The 19,597-nt window shown below is 59.5% G+C and carries 19 protein-coding genes and 2 pseudogenes; 11 read left to right on the forward strand and 10 right to left on the reverse strand.

Annotated features, from left to right (window positions below; genetic code table 11):
• Positions 1-25: 25 nt before the first annotated feature.
• Positions 26-1,204 (reverse strand): purine nucleoside transporter PunC, encoded by a 1,179-nt coding sequence (gene punC / locus JWR98_RS20305; protein WP_205491044.1) that lies wholly within the window; start codon positions 1,202-1,204, stop codon positions 26-28.
• A 124-nt stretch (positions 1,205-1,328) separates the two neighbouring features.
• On the opposite strand from punC, the gene punR reads away from it, so the two are divergent.
• Positions 1,329-2,267, forward strand: a complete 939-nt coding sequence (gene punR, locus JWR98_RS20310) for a DNA-binding transcriptional activator PunR (RefSeq protein ID WP_078823708.1) — start codon at positions 1,329-1,331, stop codon at positions 2,265-2,267.
• Here punR and JWR98_RS20315 read toward each other — a convergent pair.
• A complete protein-coding gene (locus JWR98_RS20315; RefSeq protein WP_205491045.1) occupies positions 2,248-3,417 on the reverse strand; it encodes an aspartate aminotransferase family protein in 1,170 nt (389 codons plus the stop codon). The two genes, punR and JWR98_RS20315, sit on opposite strands and share 20 nt — an antisense overlap.
• 105 nt (positions 3,418-3,522) lie before the next feature.
• Here JWR98_RS20315 and JWR98_RS20320 point away from each other — a divergent pair, with 105 nt between their 5' ends.
• Positions 3,523-4,428, forward strand: coding sequence for a LysR family transcriptional regulator (locus JWR98_RS20320; RefSeq protein ID WP_205491046.1), 906 nt, complete (start codon positions 3,523-3,525; stop codon positions 4,426-4,428).
• On the opposite strand, the gene JWR98_RS20325 is transcribed toward JWR98_RS20320, so the two are convergent.
• Together JWR98_RS20325 and fabV are read right to left on the reverse strand one after the other, a co-directional pair.
• Complete coding sequence (locus JWR98_RS20325; protein WP_205491047.1) at positions 4,425-5,048, reverse strand: HAD family hydrolase; 624 nt, start codon at positions 5,046-5,048, stop codon at positions 4,425-4,427. The genes JWR98_RS20320 and JWR98_RS20325 overlap by 4 nt on opposite strands.
• A gap of 149 nt (positions 5,049-5,197) precedes the next feature.
• Entirely contained in the window at positions 5,198-6,391 is a 1,194-nt protein-coding gene (gene fabV, locus JWR98_RS20330) for an enoyl-ACP reductase FabV (RefSeq protein ID WP_078732165.1), read from the reverse strand.
• Between the two features lie 311 nt (positions 6,392-6,702).
• Between fabV and JWR98_RS20335 the strand changes: the two are divergent.
• The 4 genes and pseudogenes from JWR98_RS20335 (at position 6,703) to JWR98_RS20350 (ending at position 9,897) form a co-directional block, all read left to right on the forward strand.
• A pseudogene (locus JWR98_RS20335) lies at positions 6,703-7,526 on the forward strand (aspartyl/asparaginyl beta-hydroxylase domain-containing protein).
• 146 nt (positions 7,527-7,672) lie between these two features.
• A pseudogene (gene ppnN, locus JWR98_RS20340) lies at positions 7,673-9,045 on the forward strand (nucleotide 5'-monophosphate nucleosidase PpnN).
• A 202-nt stretch (positions 9,046-9,247) separates the two neighbouring features.
• Positions 9,248-9,505, forward strand: a complete 258-nt coding sequence (locus tag JWR98_RS20345; protein ID WP_225908800.1) for an AbrB/MazE/SpoVT family DNA-binding domain-containing protein — start codon at positions 9,248-9,250, stop codon at positions 9,503-9,505.
• Entirely contained in the window at positions 9,502-9,897 is a 396-nt protein-coding gene (locus JWR98_RS20350) for a PIN domain-containing protein (protein ID WP_078732164.1), read from the forward strand. Before JWR98_RS20345 ends, JWR98_RS20350 begins: the two co-directional genes overlap by 4 nt.
• 43 nt (positions 9,898-9,940) lie before the next feature.
• Here JWR98_RS20350 and JWR98_RS20355 read toward each other — a convergent pair whose 3' ends face one another.
• Together JWR98_RS20355 and JWR98_RS20360 are read right to left on the reverse strand one after the other, a co-directional pair.
• Positions 9,941-10,270 (reverse strand): YXWGXW repeat-containing protein, encoded by a 330-nt coding sequence (locus tag JWR98_RS20355; protein WP_078732163.1) that lies wholly within the window; start codon positions 10,268-10,270, stop codon positions 9,941-9,943.
• Between the two features lie 131 nt (positions 10,271-10,401).
• Entirely contained in the window at positions 10,402-11,301 is a 900-nt protein-coding gene (locus tag JWR98_RS20360) for a DMT family transporter (protein ID WP_205491053.1), read from the reverse strand.
• A 95-nt stretch (positions 11,302-11,396) separates the two neighbouring features.
• Between JWR98_RS20360 and JWR98_RS20365 the strand changes: the two genes are divergently transcribed.
• Positions 11,397-12,245, forward strand: a complete 849-nt coding sequence (locus tag JWR98_RS20365; protein ID WP_078732161.1) for a LysR family transcriptional regulator — start codon at positions 11,397-11,399, stop codon at positions 12,243-12,245.
• Between the two features lie 4 nt (positions 12,246-12,249).
• Here the strand turns inward: JWR98_RS20365 and JWR98_RS20370 are convergent, their stop codons facing one another.
• Positions 12,250-13,146 (reverse strand): LysR family transcriptional regulator, encoded by an 897-nt coding sequence (locus JWR98_RS20370; RefSeq protein WP_078732160.1) that lies wholly within the window; start codon positions 13,144-13,146, stop codon positions 12,250-12,252.
• Between the two features lie 80 nt (positions 13,147-13,226).
• Here JWR98_RS20370 and JWR98_RS20375 point away from each other — a divergent pair, with 80 nt between their 5' ends.
• Positions 13,227-13,916: an NADPH-dependent F420 reductase gene (locus JWR98_RS20375; RefSeq protein ID WP_256858166.1), complete on the forward strand. Its 690-nt coding sequence runs from the start codon at positions 13,227-13,229 to the stop codon at positions 13,914-13,916.
• Between the two features lie 63 nt (positions 13,917-13,979).
• Here JWR98_RS20375 and mqo read toward each other — a convergent pair whose 3' ends face one another.
• On the reverse strand, positions 13,980-15,626 hold the full coding sequence (gene mqo, locus JWR98_RS20380; RefSeq protein WP_078732158.1) for a malate dehydrogenase (quinone): 1,647 nt from the start codon (positions 15,624-15,626) through the stop codon (positions 13,980-13,982).
• Positions 15,627-16,048: 422 nt separating this feature from the next.
• Between mqo and JWR98_RS20385 the strand changes: the two genes are divergently transcribed.
• Complete coding sequence (locus JWR98_RS20385) at positions 16,049-17,236, forward strand: MFS transporter (RefSeq protein WP_003172612.1); 1,188 nt, start codon at positions 16,049-16,051, stop codon at positions 17,234-17,236.
• Between the two features lie 142 nt (positions 17,237-17,378).
• On the forward strand, positions 17,379-18,218 hold the full coding sequence (locus tag JWR98_RS20390) for a lipopolysaccharide kinase InaA family protein (protein WP_205491055.1): 840 nt from the start codon (positions 17,379-17,381) through the stop codon (positions 18,216-18,218).
• Between the two features lie 6 nt (positions 18,219-18,224).
• On the opposite strand, the gene JWR98_RS20395 is transcribed toward JWR98_RS20390, so the two are convergent.
• Both JWR98_RS20395 and JWR98_RS20400 read right to left on the reverse strand, forming a co-directional pair.
• A complete protein-coding gene (locus JWR98_RS20395; protein ID WP_003172610.1) occupies positions 18,225-18,443 on the reverse strand; it encodes a hypothetical protein in 219 nt (72 codons plus the stop codon).
• A 143-nt stretch (positions 18,444-18,586) separates the two neighbouring features.
• Entirely contained in the window at positions 18,587-18,946 is a 360-nt protein-coding gene (locus tag JWR98_RS20400) for a DUF6124 family protein (protein ID WP_078732155.1), read from the reverse strand.
• A gap of 265 nt (positions 18,947-19,211) precedes the next feature.
• Between JWR98_RS20400 and JWR98_RS20405 the strand changes: the two genes are divergently transcribed.
• Positions 19,212-19,472 (forward strand): CopG family ribbon-helix-helix protein, encoded by a 261-nt coding sequence (locus tag JWR98_RS20405; protein WP_205491059.1) that lies wholly within the window; start codon positions 19,212-19,214, stop codon positions 19,470-19,472.
• The last annotated feature ends 125 nt before the right edge of the window (positions 19,473-19,597 follow it).

Raw genomic sequence — 19,597 nt, forward strand, 5'->3', positions numbered from 1 at the left:
CCACATTTTTGAGCGCATTGTCAGCTCAGGCGTTGGCCGGTTCACAAGGACGGTTTTTCGGCCGCGCCAACCAGTACCCCAACACAGCAAGTGGCGCAGTCGCCAGCATTACAATCACCGTAATCAACAGCGGTTGCTCGATCATCGATGACACCAGCAGGCTGCTGAGAAAGCACAGCCCCAACTGCAGGGTGTTTTGCAGTGCTGCGGCCTTGCCGGAATTTTCCGAAAAGGGCATCAGCGCATTCGCTACCACGATCGGGTAACTGGCGCCGTTGACCAGCGCCATCAGGCAGAACGGAATCAGTAAGGTGGTGAGGGTCGGCACGCTCAAGGTGGCGACCAGATACAGCAGCACCATGCTGATGCAGTAAGCCACCAGCAACCAAGGCAGCAATGTCTTGCCCTGGAAACGCTGCAAGGCGCTGCGACAGCTGTAGCCCCCCACCAGAAACGCCAGGGTCGGCGGTACATAGCTCAAGCCAATGTCATTCGGGCTGTAGCCCATGTCGCCAAGGATGAACGGCGAAGCAGTCAGCCAGGCGAAGAAACTGGCGGAGCAGGCAGCGAAGATCATCACGTTGCCGGTGAACACCCGAGACTTGAGCAACTGCGCATAACCGAGGCGCGACGGCGTTTGCGTCACGTTTTTCGGCACATGGCGCAGGAGTAAAGTCGGCAACAGCAACAGCAACGAGACCCCCAGCAACACCCCGAAAATCGCCTGCCAGCCCAAGTGATTCAACACCATCGCCCCCAACAGCGGTGCCAGGGCCGGTGACAGCGACATCAGTGGCATGATGCTGGCGAATACCCGGTGCGCCTTGTCGGCCGGGTAACGATCGATCACCAGTGCTTGCCAGCTCACGGCAGCGGAGCACACACCAATCGCCTGCATAAAGCGCAAGGCCAGCAACTGCGGCGCCGTCTCGACCCAGAACATTCCGGCGCAGCCCAGCACGAACAGACTCAGACCCGCGAGCAGAATCGGTTTGCGCCCCAGTCGGTCGGACAACGGCCCCCACAACAACTGCCCCAGCGCAAAGCCGGCGAGGAAGATGCTCAAGCTGGCGCCCACCGCGCCAGCGCCGATCTGCAACTGCTCGCCCATGGCGCCGAACGCCGGCAAGTACATGTCCATGGCCAGATAACCGAGCATGCTCAGCCCCGCCAGGTACCCAGTGAAACCAAAAGAATTTTTCATTGAAGCCTTTGTGGACTCTGCCATCAAACTATTTGCTGACTGGCGTTCATTATGAAGCTGACATATTTTGTGTGAAGTGATAATAATTGGACACTTTCATCAAAAATTTTGAAGGCATCCCCCCATGTGGTCTGAATATTCCTTGGATGTAGTCGATGCGGTGGCGCGCCATGGCAGTTTCAGCGCCGCCGCCCAGGAATTGCACCGCGTGCCGTCGGCCATCAGTTATACGGTACGCCAGATTGAAGAATGGCTGGCGGTGCCGTTGTTTGTGCGGCGCCATCGCGACGTCGAACTGACGCCCGCCGGTCGCCTGTTTATCGACGAAGCTCGTGGCGTGATGAAAAAAATGCTCGGCACGCGGCGCTTGTGCCAGCAGGTGGCCAACGGCTGGAGCGGCCAGTTGAAGGTGGCGGTGGACTCCATCGTCAAACCCCAGCGCTGCCGACAGTTGGTGCTGGACTTCTATCGACAGTTTCCCGAGGTGGAATTGCTGCTCGAATACGAGGTGTACAACGGCGTATGGGACGCCCTGGCCGACGAGCGCACCGATATTGTGATCGGCGCCACCAGCGCAGTGCCGGTCGCCAGCCGCTTCACCTTTCGGGATATGGGGCTGCTGAACTGGCTGTGTGTGGTCAGTGCGAAGCATCCATTGGCAACGGTCGAAGGTCTGCTCAATGACGACCAGTTGCGTCCGTTTGCTTCGCTGTGCATGACCGACACCTCGCGCAACCTGCCCAAGCGCGACACCTGGACCCTGGATAACCAGCGTCGCCTGGTGGTGCCGAACTGGGCGTCAGCCCTTGACTGCCTGCGCGATGGCCTGTGTGTCGGCATGGCGCCGGCGCATCAGGTACTGCCGTGGATCGAACGCGGCGAGCTGGTGGCGCTGCAATTGACCCGGCCCTTCCCCGCCAGCCCCTCGTGCGTGGCCTGGGCCCAGGACAAGCTGTCTCCGGCCATGGCGTGGTTGCTGGAGTATCTGGGGGACACCGAGACGATGAACCAGGAATGGTTGAATGGGCCCGTGGACTTTCCTGTCAGTTCAGCAGGCGAGTGATGGCCCGCACGATCATCTCCACCTCCTTGGCCTCCAGGGTCAAGGGCGGCAGCAGGCGAATGACCTTGCCGCGCGTCACGTTGATCAACAGCCCATGCTCCTGGGCCGCACGCTGGGCCAGATCGCGATAAGGGCTCGCCAGTTCGATACCGATCATCAAGCCCTGCCCCCGAATCGCCAGCACCTGTGGGTGCTCATCCAACTCCATCCGCAAGCGCGCCAGCAGGCGCTCGCCTTGTAGCGCGGCGTTGTGCAGCAGGCCTTGCTCTTCGATGATCTCCAGCACGGTGCAGCCCACCCGACAGGCCAGCGGATTGCCGCCGAAGGTACTGCCGTGACTGCCCGGGGTGAACAACTGGGCGACAGCGGCCCGGGCCAGACAGGCGCCGATGGGCACGCCGTTGCCGAGGCCTTTGGCCAGGGTCATCACGTCCGGCACGATGCCTTCGTGCTGGAAGGCGAACCAGGCGCCGGTGCGGCCGATGCCGGTCTGGATTTCATCGAGCATCATCAACCAGCCGTGGCACGTGCAGTGATCGCGCAGGGCTTGCAGGTAACCCGCTGGGGCAGGTAATACGCCGCTTTCGCCCTGGATCGGCTCCAGCAACACCGCAGCGATGCGCGCGCCATACGACTGGGTGATGGCTTCAAGCGCCGCCAGATCGCCAAACCTGACCTTGAGAAAATCCCCCGGCAACCGCTGAAACCCCAGGCGCACCGACGGCCCATCGCTGGCCGCCATGGTGCCGAGGGTGCGCCCATGAAAGGCGTTTTCCATCACCACCACCAACGGTTCTTCGATGCCTTTTTTCCAGCCGTGCAGCCGCGCCAGTTTCAGCGCTGTCTCGTTGGCTTCGGCGCCGGAGTTATTGAAAAAGGCGCGGTCCAGGCCAGACAGTTGCGCAAGACGCTGGGCCAGCCGTTGCTGCCAGTCGATGCTGTAGAGGTTGGACGTGTGCAGCAAAAGCCCAGCCTGTTCGCTGATGGCCGTCACCAGTTTCGGGTGGGAATGCCCGACATTAGTCACCGCCACCCCCGCCACCGCGTCCAGGTATTCGCGGCCCTGCTGATCCCACAGGCGCGTACCCAGGCCACGGGTGAAGCTCAAGGCCAAGGGTTGGTAGGTGGTCATCAGGCAGGCGGCGGTCATGACGGCGGGCTCCAGTGCATCGTTGAGGGATGATTGAAGTATCGTTAACCACCTCAGCTGGATAAACTGCGCTTTACTGCAATGACTTTAAACCAGGGCTTGATAATGGACTTATTCCAGGCGATGTCGGTGTACGTAAAAGTGGTAGAGACCGGCAGCATGACCGCGGCTGCCTATGCCTGCGGCATGTCGACCACGATGGTCGGCAACCACCTGCGCGCCCTGGAGCAGCGCCTGGGCGTCAGCCTGCTCAAGCGCACCACGCGCAAACAAAGCCTGACGGAGTTTGGCGGCCAGTATTATCAGCGCTGCCTGGAGGTGCTGGGCCTGGTGGCGGACTCCGAGCAATTGGCCGAACAGGCCCACAGCGACGTGCCCAAGGGCACCCTGCGTATCACCGCCCCACCGGCATTTGGCACCGAACGCCTGGCGCCGGCCTTGAGTGAGTTTTCCCGACGCTATCCGCTGATCAAGTTGTATGTGGTCCTCGGTAACGAACGCGTGGACCTGGTCGATAGCGGCTTTGACGCGGCGATCCGCCTGGGTGAGTTGGAGCCGTCAAGCTTGATTGCCCGACCGATGCAGGACTACACCATCACCCTGTGCGCCTCGCCGGAGTACCTGGCCCGGCACGGCACGCCGCAAACGCCCGAAGACCTGCAACAGCACGACTGCCTGGCATTCGCCTACCCTTCCACCGATGACTGGCGCGATGCCGACAAACTGTGGCGCATGACCGGCGCAACAGGCGAAGTGGAAATCCCGGTGTCCGGCTCACTGACCATCAACAGCTCCCAGGCCCTGCGCCAGGTGGCGGTGCAAGGCATGGGCATCGTCATGCTGCCCGATGCCTTGGTGCAGCCTGACCTGCAGAGCGGCAAGCTGGTCGCGTTGCTGAGCACCTATCAACTGCCCAGCCGTCCCATGCATCTCCTATACGGCCAGGACCGTTACCGCCTGCCCAAGCTGCGGGCCTTTGTCGATTTCGTCATGGAGAAGTGGGCGCGCTAAAAGCCCACACCCAGCTCACGCAATCGCGCAGCGGTCTGCTCGGCCGATACGTGGTGAATACCTTGCCAGCCCAGGGTGATGGCGGCGTCGATATTGCCCGCGACATCATCGATAAACACGACTTCACCGGGCTGGATATCCGGCAAATGAGCGCGCACCTGGTCGAGGCTGGCGTGATAGATCGCCGGATCGGGCTTGATCAGTTTCAATTCGCCGGATACGACGATGTCGCGAAAACACTGCAGGAATGGGTAGTTGGCCCGCGCATAGGGAAAGGTTTCGGCCGACCAGTTGGTGAGCCCGAACAGCGGCATGTTGGCGGCATGCAATGCTCGCAGGATTGCCACACCTTCCGGCAACGGGCCGCGCAGCATTTCGTGCCAACGCTCGTAATAAGCCTTGATCAAGGTTTCATGGTGCGGGTATTGGTCGGTCAGCACGCGTGTCGCTTCGGCGAGCGCGCGCCCGGCATCCTGCTCGGTGTTCCAGGCCTGGGTACAGATGGTGTCGAGAAACCACTGCCGTTCACGTTCGTCGGCGATCAGCTTGCGGTACAGATGGTGCGGGTTCCAGTCGAACAGGACACCGCCGAAATCAAAAACTACTGCACGAATCGTCATCAGATCCTCCGTTAAGCGTGGCTTGATAGCAGGAGGAGTCTGGCAGAACTGGAGGGGGGAGATGCGCGCTGAAGCGTAAGAAACCTCTGAAACGTACATAAACCCAATGAGGGAGGGGCTTGCCCCCTCCGACACTTTTTAACCGCGTTTCAGGCTTGAACTAAACCGTTGATCTTGACGGTCGGGTTCACATCCGCGTCGTAGTCCACGCCGTCGACTTCAAAGCCGAACAAACGCAGGAACTCTGCCTTGTAGCCGGCAAAATCGCTGATCTCGTTGACGTTCTCGTCGGTGACCTGGTTCCACAGGGCTGCCACGGCGTCCTGGACTTTCGGTTCCAGTTCGGCCAAGTCGGCACGCAGACGGCCATCGGCGTCGAGTTTCGGCTCGCTGCCATACAGGCTGTCCTTGAACAGCCCGTAGACTTGCTCGATGCAGCCTTCATGGGTGCCCTGCTCTTTCATCACCCGAAACAGCAGCGACAGGTACAACGGCATGATCGGGATCGCCGAACTGGCCTGGGTGACCACAGCCTTGAGCACCGACACGCGGGCGTCGCCCTTGAGCGCGGCGAGGTTGTCGCGCAGGGTCAGGACTTTCTTGTCCAGGTCTTTCTTGGCTTCGCCGATGGAGCCGTTCCAGTAGATGTCCTGGGTCAGCTTCTCACCGAGGTAGGTGAACGCGGTGGTCTTGGCGCCTTCGGCCAGGACGTCGGCGTCACGCAGGGCGTCGATCCACAGTTGCCAGTCTTCGCCGCCCATGACTTTCACGGTGCCGTCGATTTCTTCCTGGGTTGCGGGCTCAAGGGTGGTGTCGACCACAACGCCCTTGTCGGTGTTGATACCGCGCAGGGTTACGGCCTTGCCGATCGGCTTGAGGGTGGAAGTGTGCACCACGCCTTGCGGATCGGTACGGCGTGGCGCGGCCAGGCTGTAGACCACCAGGTCGATCTTGCCCAGGTCTTTCTTGATGGTCTCGATGGTCAGGCGCTTGATCTCATCAGAGAACGCGTCGCCGTTGATGCTCTTGGCGTACAGGCCTTTTTCAACAGCGAACTTCTCGAACGCGGCGCTGTTGTACCAGCCGGCGGAGCTGAGCTTGCCTTCTTCGCCTTCTTTCTCAAAAAACACGCCCAGGGTGTCGGCGCCGCAGCCAAACGCAGCACTGATGCGCGCGGCCAGGCCGTAGCCGGTGGAAGCGCCGAGGACCAGCACCTTTTTAGGGCCGCCTGCGATGATTCCGTGTTGAGTCACGTAGTCAATCTGTTCCTTGACGTTCGCTTCACAGCCAACAGGGTGAGCGGTCACACAGATAAAGCCACGAACCCGCGGTTTGATGATCATAAAATCTCTGCCTCTTCCAAGGTGCCGAAGGCCAGTGGTGGCCGTTCAACTTCAATCGTACCGGTCTATGACGTCCGAAAAACCGAAGCGTCACGATAGTCGCAAATCTTCTGTTTACAAAATCCAATCCACACACGGCTGGCAAGGCTTGAAAAGTGTGAAAAGCCTTCACAATTTCGCCCTATTTAAAAACGCCATTGCAACGCAGAACGGCTTATCATGACGCAATTATTTCAACATGTTTCAAAACCCCACCACTCGCGGCCACGGATACGGACCTGTCGAATGGCGTCCTGCTGGAGCGAAGTTGCATGAACACGCTGGCCTTGCGTAAAAAAGCGGTATCGATCGCCTGGGTACTCGGCGTCCTGCTGTTCATTGATGTATTCCCCGAAACCACGCTGGTATTCCTCTGCCTGGTGCTGATCTGCGGTATTTATGACTTCCTGCGTAACGGCCTGTATGACACACCCACGTTCAAGAAATACTTTATCGGCAGTGGCCGCAACACCTGGTTGCTGGCACCGTTCAACACGCTGTTCGACCTGCTGAGTTCGCGCAATCGCCATGTTTATACGATGAGCGACCTGCCGCCCGCCTGGCGTGAAGACCTGCAACAGGTGCTCGACGATGCGATGGCCCATAAAGATGAAATCATCGGTTACCTGGATACGCGCATGGCCGAGAAGAAGCGCGGCATGTTGTTTTTCCAGTGGTACGGCGCCCGATTGAAACCACGCTGGATATTCCTGAGCTGCGCAAAAAACTGCCGTTCGTGAAGACCATCGGCGTGTCGGTGTTCAACGAAAACCGCTCCACCTCGTTTCACTTCGGCCCCCTGCGCATGATGTTCCGTGTGCTCTACAACATGGCGCCGGCGCCCCATCACGAGGGCGTGTATATCCAGGTGGGCAAGCACAAACACTATTGGCACGACGACCCACTGTTTATCTTTGATGACACGCTGATGCATGCGTCCTTCAACAAGAACGACGCCAAACGCTACTGCCTGTTTATCGATATCGTGCGGCCTACCCGGCTACCGCGGGTGCTGAATGCCGTGATCGCGGGGTTTGCCGGAATGGTCTTTACCCTGCGTCGGGTTTTCTACAAAAACTGGAAGCTGATTCAGTAAGTTCTGCGGCATGATGGTGTTGGACGGTATTTGCGCTCGGCCTTGCACCTGAGGTAAATATTCGGCTCGTGCGCTTCAATCCGCGCCCACCATCTCAAGCCATCGCGCCTCACAGGGCGCGGTGGCTGCGCTTTCAAGGAATCAGAATGCCCCAACGTCAAGTCATCAACGCCTCCGTCAGCCCCAAGGGCAGCCTCGAAACCCTGTCCCAACGTGAAGTCCAGCAACTGAGCGAAGCCGGCACCGGCAGCATCTACACCCTGTTCCGTCAGTGCGCCCTGGCAATCCTCAACACCGGCGCGCACATCGATAACGCCAAGACCATCCTCGACGCCTACAAAGACTTTGAAGTACGCATCCACCAGCAGGACCGAGGCGTGCGCCTGGAACTGTTGAACGCTCCCGCCGACGCGTTCGTCGACGGTGAAATGATCGCCAGCACCCGTGAGATGTTGTTCAGCGCCCTGCGCGACATCGTCTACACCGAGAACGAGCTGGACAGCCAGCGCATCGACCTGAGCAATTCCCAGGGCATCACCGACTACGTGTTCCACCTGCTGCGCAACGCCCGCACGCTGCGCCCGGGCGTCGAACCGAAGATCGTGGTGTGCTGGGGCGGGCATTCGATCAATACCGAAGAATACAAATACACCAAGAAGGTCGGCCACGAACTGGGCCTGCGCAGCCTCGACGTGTGCACCGGTTGCGGTCCCGGTGTGATGAAAGGTCCGATGAAGGGCGCGACCATTTCCCACGCCAAGCAGCGCATCACGGCGGGCGCTACCTGGGCCTGACCGAGCCGGGCATCATCGCCGCCGAAGCACCCAACCCGATCGTCAATGAGCTGGTGATCCTGCCGGACATCGAGAAGCGCCTGGAAGCCTTCGTGCGGGTCGGCCATGGCATCATCATCTTCCCGGGCGGCGCCGGTACCGCCGAGGAGTTTCTGTACCTGCTGGGCATCCTGATGCACCCGGACAACCGCGACGTGCCGTTCCCGGTCATCCTCACCGGGCCGAAACAGGCCGCGCCGTACCTGCAGCAACTGCACGCGTTCGTCGGTGCCACCCTTGGCGAAGCGGCGCAGGCGCACTACCAGATCATCATCGACGACCCGGCCGAAGTGGCGCGCCAGATGACTGTCGGCCTCAAGGCGGTGAAACAGTTCCGCCGCGAGCGCAACGACGCGTTCCATTTCAACTGGCTGCTGAAGATCGATGAAGGCTTCCAGCGTCCGTTCGACCCGACGCACGAGAACATGGCCAGCCTGCAACTGAGCCATGCCCTGGCACCCCACGAGCTCGCAGCGAACCTGCGTCGCGCCTTCTCGGGCATCGTGGCGGGGAACGTCAAGGACAAGGGTATTCGCCTGATCGAACAGAACGGTCCGTACGAGATCCACGGCGACCCGACCATCATGAAACCGCTGGATGAGCTGCTACAGGCATTCGTCGCCCAGCACCGCATGAAGTTACCGGGCGGCGCAGCGTATGTGCCGTGCTACCGCGTAGTGCAGTGAGCTAGCGCTGCAGTCGCGCCGCCGCCAGCAGAGGCTGGCGGTCGGTCATAGTTTGTATCGCTTTGGCGCCTGGGCAAGGGTGCGGGTAAGCAGTGTTCGGTCTACGGTTTGAAGATGCCGACTCACCCACACCTGCGAGCACCCCATGGACCAACGGATCTTGTCCTCCATCATTCCTTACCCTAAGGTAAGGAGCCTCATGCTGGAGATACTTACTATGGCGACCGCCACACTCACCTCAAAAGGGCAAATCACCATCCCCGTCCAAGTCAGGAGCGCACTGGGCCTGGAAACAGGCGACCGCGTCGAATTCGTCGAAATGGAAGAGGGCAGATTTTCCATCATCGCAGCGAGCAAGACTGTTCAAGACCTCAAGGGTTTGATCCGCAAGCCTGCCGAGGCAGTGTCCATTGACGATATGAACCGCGCCATCGCTGCGCGGGGAGCGAAGGCTGGATGATCGGGCTGGATACCAACGTGCTGGTGCGCTATGTCACCCAGGATGATCCGGTTCAATCATCCAAGGCATCCGCCCTGATCGAATCCCTCACCACCCTTTCGCCAGGCTTTGTCAGCCTGGTGTCCGTGGTGGAACTGGTCTGGGTTTTACAAAGCTGTTACCAATCGACGAAGAGCGATGTAGTCACCGTGCTGGAAACGCTCTTGCGCACGCGAGAATTGACCGTCGAACATGCCGAAGTCATCTGGCAGGCGCTGCGGCGATTCGCGGCCAACGGCGCCGATTTCGCTGATTGCCTGATAGAACGCTGCGCCCACGCAGCCGGCTGCGAATACACCGCGACCTTCGACCTCAACGCCGCCAAGGCAGCAGGCATGAAGCGAATAACCTGAGCCGCGGCGTTGCGGCAACGGGCAGGTTTTCTTGATACGAGGCTCAGCGAATCCAACCCCCTACCTGCCAGTGATACCCGTCATTGCGCTGCACCCAGTGCGGATGCACATAGCGATAACCTTCGCGTACCGGCTCCCAATGGCCATGCACCGCAACATAGCGCCCGCCTTCCCAGCGCCAGTAACCACGTGACCATATGTAACCTTCGCGCACAGGTGGCTCGACTTCAATCACCTGCACCGGGGGCGGTTGCGGCGCAACCACCTCGACATATTCACGCTGTACCGGCCGACGCTCATGCACAACGCGTTCTTGCACACACCCGGATGCCGCGACGACGACCGCCGCCAATGCCGCATAACGTAGCAACATACAAAACCCTCGGGCGCTGACGCCCAACACTTGCACCAGTAAAAAATCCCCCTGTGTATCAGCCGCGCTCCTGCTTGGCCTGGGTACTTTTTTAACAGGCAGTGTCTGTCAGATTGCTGAACCCGAGGGCATCAAGAAGTGCAAGCGACGGTCGGTCGCTTGAACCGCACCAGCACCAGCCCCGCGACCACCACGGCGATACCGGCGTAGGTCGAAGCATGAATCACATCGCCAAACATCAGTGCCGCCCACACTAACGTCACGGGTGGCTCCAGGTAGACCAGCGCCGCCACATGCGTCGCGGTCATGACCCGCAGCAGCATCCATAGGCTCAGGTAAGCGACAAAGGTGGAAAACAACGTCAACCATACAATCGAGATCAGCACGTCAGGTTCATGCGGAACGCTCAGCGTATCGGTGTACAACACGGCAGCGGTGAAGCCGATCAAGGTCAGCAGCGACTGAATGAACAACGGCAAAACCAAGCCACCGCTCTGGGTGTGCACCGAGCGACGCTCATACAAGGTTGCCAACGTGAGACCCAATGCCGATACCAATGGCAGCAGGTACATGACCAGGCCAACACGTTGCCCACCGCTGTTGTACTGCCCGAAGATAACAATCGATACCCCGCCAAAACCGATCATCAACCCCAGCCACTGCCAGCCTCCGCTGCGCTCCCCCACGTTGCCCGTCGATAAGGCAGCGGTCATCAATGGCTGTAACGCCGCAATGATCGCTGCAATGCCAGGAGGCAAACCATTTTGGATGGCTACGTAGAGGCAACTCAGGTAGAGGAACTGGGATAGGAAACCGACAATCGCATGATGACGAATCTGCCCCCATGAAACGTTGAACAACCTGACATTCAAAAACATGCCCAGACACACCGATACCAGCAGAAAGCGCCAGAACAGCAGGTTGAACGCACCGCCTCTTTGGGTGCCGAGCTTGGCGCCGATGTAGCCGGAACTCCACGACAGAACAAACGCGCCTTGTAATACCCACAGCCTCAGGGTTGATCGCTTCATGCAACCTCCGACCTTTGTATGACGCAAAGGCTAAAGGCCACGCATGATTGTGTATATTTGAATAACCTGTAGTACTAATCCATAAAAGCAAAATCATGACCCGACAATTGAACATTGATCTATTGCGCACTTTCCATGCCGTGGCACGATTTGGACGCTTCAACGAAGCGGCCGAGCATGTGCACCGCAGCGCTTCCGCCGTGACTACGCAAATTCAGAAGCTGGAAAAACAGATCGGCCAATGTCTATTCATCCGCAACAATCAGGGCGTGGAGTTGACGCTGTACGGCAAGAAACTGCTGGGCGAAACCACCGAGTTTCTCAAGAGCCATGATCGCCTGCTGATTTCGCTGATGCCTCAGCGGATGCAGGGCAAGATCCGCCTGGGAATACCCGATACATACGCCCCTGCGTTCATCCAGGCATGCGTGCCTCAATTGATCGCTGACAACCCTTTACTGGAACTGGAAGTCGAAGCGCGCACCAGCGGTGAATTGCTGAATCTGTTCATGGCGAACCAGTTGGACCTGACGATCACCGTCAGTGCACAGCCGTTGGCACAGGGCGAACGACTGGGGGCCGTACAGCCGCTGTGGGTGGCGGCCGAGCACTTCATCTACGCGCCGAACGCAGCACTACCCGTGACGGTACCCATAGCCGGTTGTCCGTATCGTGCAGCGGCATTACAGGTATTAAAGGATCACGGGATTTACCATCGCGTGCTGCTGGAAAGCCCCAACTCTTCGGCTGTCGAAGCCTGTATACGCAGCGGCGTGGCAGTGGGCGTGATAGAGGAAAGCCGCATGGGCGAAGGACTGAGCCAAGTGATAGCCGACATCAAGTTGCCACCGTTGCCGGTGCATCATCTGTACTTGCTGTGCGACAGCAGTAACGCGCTGGCGCTGCATCTGTATGACCAGGTTAAACAGAGCTTCCACATTTGAGCGCTCACCCGGGACCGAAGCGCTGAACCACCGCCTCGACAAACCGTCGCAACTTCGCCGTACGCTGCCGGTTGGCGGTGTAGACCAAATGCATCGACCGGCTCGGCGCATCGAAGTCCGGCAGTACCCGCACCAACTCGCCCCTGGACAATGCCCCGCGCAGAAAATCCTCCGGGCCAAGGACAATACCGAAACCATCCAGCGCGGCCGACATCAGGGCCCGGCTTTCATTGATCTGCAAACGGCTGGCAACCTGCACCTTGTACGGCGTCGTACCCTGGAAAAACACCCACTCGCGATCGGCCGGACGCGACCAGAAGGCGTACCCCAGGCATTCATGGTGCTCGAGGTCCGCCGGCACCCGCGGTGTACCGCGTGCCGCCAGGTAGGCCGGCGCAGCACAGACCACCAGACGGTAAGGCGCCAGCGGCCTGGCCGTGAGACCGGTGGTTGCTAGCGGCCCGATACGGAACGCCGCTTCGTACCCCTCCTCCACCAGGTCGACAAACCGATCCGTCAGGTGCAGGTCGATTTCCACATCCGGATGGTCACGCAGGAACCCGGTAATCAGCGGCATCAGGCTGTGGGAGCCGAAGGTCACCGGCGCGGTGATTTTCAACTTGCCGCGTGGCATGTCATTCATGATCTGCGCCAGCGAGTCGGCAGCCTCGGCTTCTGTGAGGATATGTTTGCAGCGTTCGTAGTACGCGCTCCCCAGCTCCGTCAGGCTTTGCCTGCGTGTGGTGCGGTTGAGCAAGCGTGCGCCCAGGCGCGACTCCAGCGCGGCGACATGTTTGGCCACCATCTGCGGCGACATGCCCAGGCGCTCAGCGGCACGCGCGTAGGAGCCCAGCTCAGCCGCCGTCACGAAGGCATTCATGCTTGATAAACGATCCATCATTCACTACTCCCAGTAACAACAGCCACACCCAAACGACAATTTATCACCCATTGGTTGCCAATCATCATAACGGCTCCCCCATCAGCAGGAGCACAGTCATGAAGATTGGCGTTATTGGAGCAGGCTTTATCGGGCGCGCCGTGGCTCAACTGGCACTGGCGGCCGGGCATGAGGTGATGTTGAGCAACTCCCGCGGCCCACACACCATGAGCAGCGTAGTGAGCGGCATACTCGGCGTGCAAGTGGGCAGCGCCGAAGACGCCGCCCAGTTCGGCGACGTAGTACTCGTAGCGATTCCCCTGGAGCATTACCGCAGCGTCCCGGCCCAATGGCTGGAAGGCAAGACGGTGATGGACGCCAATAATTACTACCCCAACCGCGATGGGCATATCCCGGCGCTGGATCGCTTTGAAACCACCACCAGCCGACTGCTGGCTGACCACCTCCCCCACTCGCACGTCGTGAAGGTGTTCAACGCGATTTTCGCGCCCGAGCTGACACAGGATGCCCACCCCCACGGCGCTCCCGACCGCCGTGCCCTGCCGGTGGCCGCGGACGACGCCGCCGCCAAGGCACAAGTGATCCGGTTGCTCGACGAACTCGGTTTTGATGCCGTGGATGCAGGTGGCCTGGACGACAGCTGGCGGTTTGAGCGGGCCAAGCCTGCGTATTGCGTGCCGCTGGACCAGGCCGGCTTGAAGGCCGCGCTGGCCGCCGCCGAGCGCACGGTTGAACTGCCGGCCGTGGAACGCTCGCGCCCTCGTGCATAAATACGAGGCGCGCAAAAAAGCCCACTGACCGTCACCGGTTCAGCGGGCTTTTGCTCAGCTTTTTTACAGCGCCAGATCAGACGCCGGCTTGCTCGGCTGCGCCGCGGGCTTGGCAGCCTCGGTCGCTTTTGGAGCCGCCATTTGCGGGATTACAGGCGGTGGCATCAGTTGCAGTACGCCAGCGGTGTAGGCCCATTCCTTGGCAACCGCTTCAGGGCTGTCGTTCAGCTTGGTGCCGTAGCTCGGTACGATCTGGTGCAGTTTTGCCTGCCACTCAGGGGTCGCGACCTTGTCCTTGAACACTTTCTGCAGCACGGTCAGCATGATCGGAGCCGCGGTCGACGCGCCTGGCGATGCACCCAACAGGCCGGCGATGGTGTTGTCGGCGGAGCTGACCACTTCGGTACCGAGTTTCAGGACGCCGCCCTGCTCTTCGTCACGCTTGATGATCTGCACGCGCTGACCGGCCTGCCACAGACGCCAGTCTTCTTTCTTGGCGTTCGGGAAGTACTCTTGCAACGCCTTGAAACGGTCGTCATCCGACAGCATCAACTGGCCAGCAAGGTACTCGACCAGTGGGTACTCACGAATACCGACTTTGGTCATTGGCCAGATGTTGTGGGTGGTCGTGCTGGTCAGCAGGTCCAGGTACGAGCCTTCTTTGAGGAACTTGGTGGAGAAGGTTGCGAATGGGCCAAACAGGATCACGCGTTTGCCATCCAGCACACGGGTGTCCAGGTGCGGAACCGACATCGGCGGCGAACCGACCGACGCTTTACCGTAGGCCTTGGCCAGGTGCTGCTCGGCCACGGTTGGGTTATCGGTCACCAGGAACGAACCGCCCACTGGGAAGCCCGCGTATTCCTTGGCTTCAGGAATGCCCGACTTTTGCAGCAGGTGCAAGGCACCGCCGCCGGCGCCGATGAACACGAACTTGGCGTCGGTTTCAGTCTTGGTGCCGTCTTTCAGGTTTTTGTAGCTGACACGCCACGAACCGTCGTCGTTCTTGGTGATGTCCTGCACTTCGCTCGACAGTTTCAGGTCGAACTTGGGTGTGGTTTGCAGGTGGGCAACGAACTGGCGGGTGATCTCGCCGAAGTTCATGTCGGTACCCAGCGGGCTCCAGGTGGCCGCGATTTTCTGGTTCGGGTCACGCCCTTCCATCATCAGCGGAACCCACTTGGCGATCTGCGCCGGGTCTTCGGAGTACTGCATGCCGGCGAACAGCGGGCTGGCCTGCAGGGCTTCGTAGCGCTTCTTGAGGAACTTGATGTTGTCATCGCCCCACACAAAGCTCATGTGCGGTGTGGAGTTGATGAACGAACGCGGGTTCTTCAGCACGCCCTGCTGGACCTGCCAGGACCAGAACTGACGGGAGATCTGGAACGCTTCGTTGATCTCGACCGCTTTGGGGATCTCAACGTTGCCGTTCTTGTCTTCCGGTGTGTAGTTCAGCTCAGCCAGGGCCGAGTGACCGGTACCGGCGTTGTTCCAGCCGTTGGAGCTTTCTTCGGCCACGCCGTCGAGGCGCTCGACCATTTCCATCGACCAGTCCGGTTCCAGCTCGTTGAGCCAGACACCCAGGGTGGCACTCATGATGCCGCCGCCGATCAGCAGCACATCGACTTTCTTTGCCTCTTCCGCGTGAACGGACGTGATCCCCATCGACAAAGCCAGCCCCAGCAGGGCAGTGTTTACTTTTTTAAACATCAGTAGCACCTATGATAAAACGCCATCCGCCCTACCGCCCTGACTCTTCAGGGTCGCAGGGTGGGCACACAAGGCCGACGTATCGACCTCACTGTTATGTCCCTTCTGCGCTGACTTCTTATCATTATTGGCTTCAGCTACCTGGACGACAGCCAATCGCCGGGACGTATACGGGTGTACGCACCGGGGAAAGACTAGACCAGGACGGCGCGCAGAATATCACGGCAAAAGGCCGTTATGCGCTGTTTGGCCAATTGACAGCTCTAAATCGCGGCTTTTAACCCGCAGGTGTCAATAGCACCGGGCGCGACGTGGCGTCACACGCCCGGAACTCTCATGCCTGAGGCGGTTCTAGACACCTTTACCGTCGCGTGCGTAGCATCGACGACTGTCTTTCGTGCACTCATCCAACAGAGCTCTCCATGTCTATCCACCAAACACCCGGGCACGTGCTGCCCGCGCGCAGTGCCGCCAAAATGGAAGCGGCCATGGCCGTGGGCGCTTTCGCAATCGGTACTGGCGAATTCGCCATCATGGGCCTGATGCCAGACATCGCCCAGAACCTGGGTTTAAGCGAACCCCAGGTCGGCCATGCCATCAGCGCCTACGCCCTCGGCGTGATGGTCGGCGCCCCGCTGCTGGCCATCCTCGGTGCCAAGCTGCTGCGTAAACACATGCTGCTGCTGTTGATGGGGCTGTATGCCTTGGGCAACCTGGCGACGGCGTTTACACCCACCTTTGGCTCGTTGGTGGCGTTCCGCTTTATCAGCGGCCTGCCCCACGGCGCCTACTTCGGCATCGCCGCCGTGGTTGCCTCCAGCATGGTGCCCACCGACAAACGCGCCGGCGCCGTGGCCCGGGTGATGATGGGCCTGACCTTGGCCATGCTGCTCGGCAACCCCATCGCCACCTTCCTCGGCCAACACCTGGGCTGGCGCTCGGCATTCGGGCTGGTCAGCGTGATTGCCCTGTGCACCATCGCCCTGGTCTGGCAATTCGTGCCCCACCGCCACGACGAAGAACGCAGCGACCCGCGCAAGGAAATGCGCGCCTTCACCAAACCCCAAGTGTGGATGGCCCTGTCCATCGGCGCGATCGGCTTTGCCGGGATGTTTTGCGTGTTCAGCTACCTGGCACCGACCATGCTCGAAGTGACCAAAGTGTCACCGCAATGGATCCCTTTCGGCCTCGCCGCGTTTGGCGTGGGCGGAATCATCGGCAACATCGCTGGCGGCAAACTGTTTGATCGCATGCAGTTTCGTGCCGTGGGTTTGATATTGGTGTGGTCGATTGCGGTGTTGTTGTTCTTCCCCTTCGCCGCGGCTTCATTGTGGGGCGTGCTGCTGAGCATGGGCCTGGTCGGCACCATGGTGTCGTTGGCCGCACCGCTGCAAATCCGCCTGATGGACATTGCCCACGAAGCCCCGAGTTTGGCGGCGGCATCCAACCATGCGGCGTTCAACCTGGCGAATGCGCTGGGGCCGTGGTTTGGCGGGATGGCGATTACGGCAGGGCTGGGGTGGACCAGCACCGGGTACATTGGCGCAGCTACGGCGCTGATCGGCCTGGGCCTATACCTATGCGCGCGGCGGATGCAGGGTGGGCATTAATCCTGGCGCAAAGCACAAACGAACGGCCTGTACCACTGAAATGAAGACTGTTTTATCTTCAGACAGGTTAGGTTCAGGTTGGATCCAATAAACGCAGCATGTAACATATCCGTCATAATTTCCGAAATGACAAGGACGTGTTTTGAGTTTTCCTGACAGAAGTGTGCTTCAGGAGTTTGCGGCCACACTTAACCATCGCAACGCCACGATTTTTACCACTGACAATACTGATGAAAATGCTCAGCAGGCGATTCAGGAGCTCATCGACACGCGGCATCAGCTGACAGACCGCATCAGCGCACCACTCAAAGGCATGGAAAACGGCCTGTTCGCCAAGTCCCAACCGCTGGATAGCCTGAGACCAAAATGGCGAGTCACCTTCGGACGCGCCAAACGTGACGGTGCGTTCGACTGGCCCGTCGAAGAAGTCCTCAACACCCTCGGCGCCCAGAAACGCGGCGCCCCGGTCGCCAGCTTGTATGGGTTCGGCTATAGAAAGTCGGCGCTTGGCCTGGTCCAGGAATTCTTCATCTTTACCGAGATGCTGGAGGGCTACCTCAATGGCCTGGCATGGCTCAAACAGGAACGCGACATCCAGCGCCTGATCGCCGCGTCCTTCAAACTGCTGCACTGCTTGCACAGCAAAGGCGTCGTGCACATGGACTTCTGGGCCAACAACGTGATGATCAATCTGAAGCAGCCAATGCTTGCGAAGGCCATCGACCTGGAAAACTGCTTCCTCACGTCAACCGACTACCTGCCCGAGGTGCTGGCGTTTCAATTTGGGTTCTATTACCGCCGAGAGATTTTCCGCTTCGTGATCGAGCAGGATTACGACCGGATGGTGCTGGAACAACTGGCCCACTACGGCAACATTGATCGCCAGCGCTTCGACGCCATGTACGCAACCAGCAAGCACGAAAATATCAGCCGCCGGGCCCGCCGCCAGATTTTTCATAAGGGCACCGTCGTAACAGGCTGACTGACCTCAATCGTCGTGCAACAACCCCGAGCCATACTCCCCATAACTACTTCCCAACCCACTGCCGCCAAAATTCATCTTGGCGGCTTTGCTCGGGCTGTGGTCACCGAATGCCTGGCATCCGCCTGAAAAGCATGGGTCGCTGTTTACAGCGGGTGAGGATGAACAGGCGCTCAACAGTAATGTGCCGGTGATCATCACGACTTTGACGAGGTTGGAGATCATTTTTCAATTCCCTGTGGCTGGTGGTGCGGACGGCCTCTCTTGAAGAGGATCGTAGACCTCAAAGGCACGAGGGATGATGAAACTTTGTTGGGTGACAGGATGGGTTCAGGTTGCCGCCTTGGGGTGAGGCGGCGGGGTGGGTGTCATGCGTTGCCGGATGCGGGCGCGACTTGCTCCTGGGCTCGGTCGATGAGTAATGAGCTCAACTCGATTAACTGCTGAATGCCCAATGCGATGGAGCGTTGGGAGTCGTCGAGGTTAAAAGCCAGGGTGGCGGCCATTTCATTGGCGGATACGAGGTTTTCGGCGGCGTTGGCCAGGAGGGTTTCGGGGTCTATGTTGGGGTTGACGAGGAATAGATTGCTGCTGGGTTGCTCCGCGAGTGCGTCGTTGTCAGATGGCGGCAGGTAATGATGAATCGCGTTCTGGGCGGCGGCATTAAGCTTGGCGTCAACGGGCGCGGTGTTGTGATCAACATTAGGATTACGTGTTTTGTTAGGCATGGGCGAAGCTCCAAATATTTTCGGGAGTTAAAACGCCTTAGCAATACGGACTTCCACCTCCGGCCGCTGGGTTTGCAGCTGCTTGAGGAGGTTAGTGGCGTGAGGTCTGGCGGGCAAGCCGAGAAAACCGTGGGAAATTTCTTAAAGGGTTAAAAAGAGGACAAACGAACTAATCATTTCACGACGCAACTTGCGACGGCCTGCTGATTCAAGCCAGCGCTCCACGGTGCAAGATGCCCAACGGACGCTCACCATTGAGATTGCCATGACGGGTATATCCCTAAATCTGCCGGAAGACCTTTCCAACTCTCTCGCTGACCTGGCTAAAATCAATGGTCAAACCGTAAGTTACTTGGCGATGGACGTTCTTCGTGGCTACATCGAACACGAAAAAACACTGAACGCTCAGATCGAGTTGGCAGTAGAAGAAGCCGACCAAGGCAAATTCGCGACTGATGACCAAATAGCAGCCATGCGCGCCCGGCGCTGGAGCCGGAATGCACCCCCGCTCGAAGTGGTTGAATGACGCAGAGCACACCTCCGGCACCCAAGACCCATCCCTGATAAACTACGCCCCATTCGCCTCGCTGACTCAGATCCCCCAATGCCCCTACAAACCGCCCCACTCTCCCGCCGCTTCTCCGTCGCGCC

The organism is Pseudomonas lactucae (assembly GCF_016937615.1).
In the GTDB taxonomy this organism is placed as follows: domain Bacteria; phylum Pseudomonadota; class Gammaproteobacteria; order Pseudomonadales; family Pseudomonadaceae; genus Aquipseudomonas; species Aquipseudomonas lactucae.

What these genes read in the sequence shown, in the direction of transcription:
- JWR98_RS20395 (WP_003172610.1), bottom strand. Translation starts at nt 18,443, where the DNA reads ATGATCTCCAACCTCGTCAAAGTCGTGATGATCACCGGCACATTACTG.
- mqo (WP_078732158.1), bottom strand. Translation starts at nt 15,626, where the DNA reads ATGTTTAAAAAAGTAAACACTGCCCTGCTGGGGCTGGCTTTGTCGATG.
- fabV (WP_078732165.1), bottom strand. Translation starts at nt 6,391, where the DNA reads ATGATCATCAAACCGCGGGTTCGTGGCTTTATCTGTGTGACCGCTCAC.
- JWR98_RS20370 (WP_078732160.1), bottom strand. Translation starts at nt 13,146, where the DNA reads ATGATGGATCGTTTATCAAGCATGAATGCCTTCGTGACGGCGGCTGAG.
- punR (WP_078823708.1), top strand. Translation starts at nt 1,329, where the DNA reads ATGTGGTCTGAATATTCCTTGGATGTAGTCGATGCGGTGGCGCGCCAT.
- punC (WP_205491044.1), bottom strand. Translation starts at nt 1,204, where the DNA reads ATGAAAAATTCTTTTGGTTTCACTGGGTACCTGGCGGGGCTGAGCATG.
- JWR98_RS20405 (WP_205491059.1), top strand. Translation starts at nt 19,212, where the DNA reads ATGACGGGTATATCCCTAAATCTGCCGGAAGACCTTTCCAACTCTCTC.
- JWR98_RS20315 (WP_205491045.1), bottom strand. Translation starts at nt 3,417, where the DNA reads ATGACCGCCGCCTGCCTGATGACCACCTACCAACCCTTGGCCTTGAGC.
- JWR98_RS20400 (WP_078732155.1), bottom strand. Translation starts at nt 18,946, where the DNA reads ATGCCTAACAAAACACGTAATCCTAATGTTGATCACAACACCGCGCCC.
- JWR98_RS20325 (WP_205491047.1), bottom strand. Translation starts at nt 5,048, where the DNA reads ATGACGATTCGTGCAGTAGTTTTTGATTTCGGCGGTGTCCTGTTCGAC.
- JWR98_RS20365 (WP_078732161.1), top strand. Translation starts at nt 11,397, where the DNA reads ATGACCCGACAATTGAACATTGATCTATTGCGCACTTTCCATGCCGTG.
- JWR98_RS20385 (WP_003172612.1), top strand. Translation starts at nt 16,049, where the DNA reads ATGTCTATCCACCAAACACCCGGGCACGTGCTGCCCGCGCGCAGTGCC.
- JWR98_RS20320 (WP_205491046.1), top strand. Translation starts at nt 3,523, where the DNA reads ATGGACTTATTCCAGGCGATGTCGGTGTACGTAAAAGTGGTAGAGACC.
- JWR98_RS20355 (WP_078732163.1), bottom strand. Translation starts at nt 10,270, where the DNA reads ATGTTGCTACGTTATGCGGCATTGGCGGCGGTCGTCGTCGCGGCATCC.
- JWR98_RS20350 (WP_078732164.1), top strand. Translation starts at nt 9,502, where the DNA reads ATGATCGGGCTGGATACCAACGTGCTGGTGCGCTATGTCACCCAGGAT.
- JWR98_RS20360 (WP_205491053.1), bottom strand. Translation starts at nt 11,301, where the DNA reads ATGAAGCGATCAACCCTGAGGCTGTGGGTATTACAAGGCGCGTTTGTT.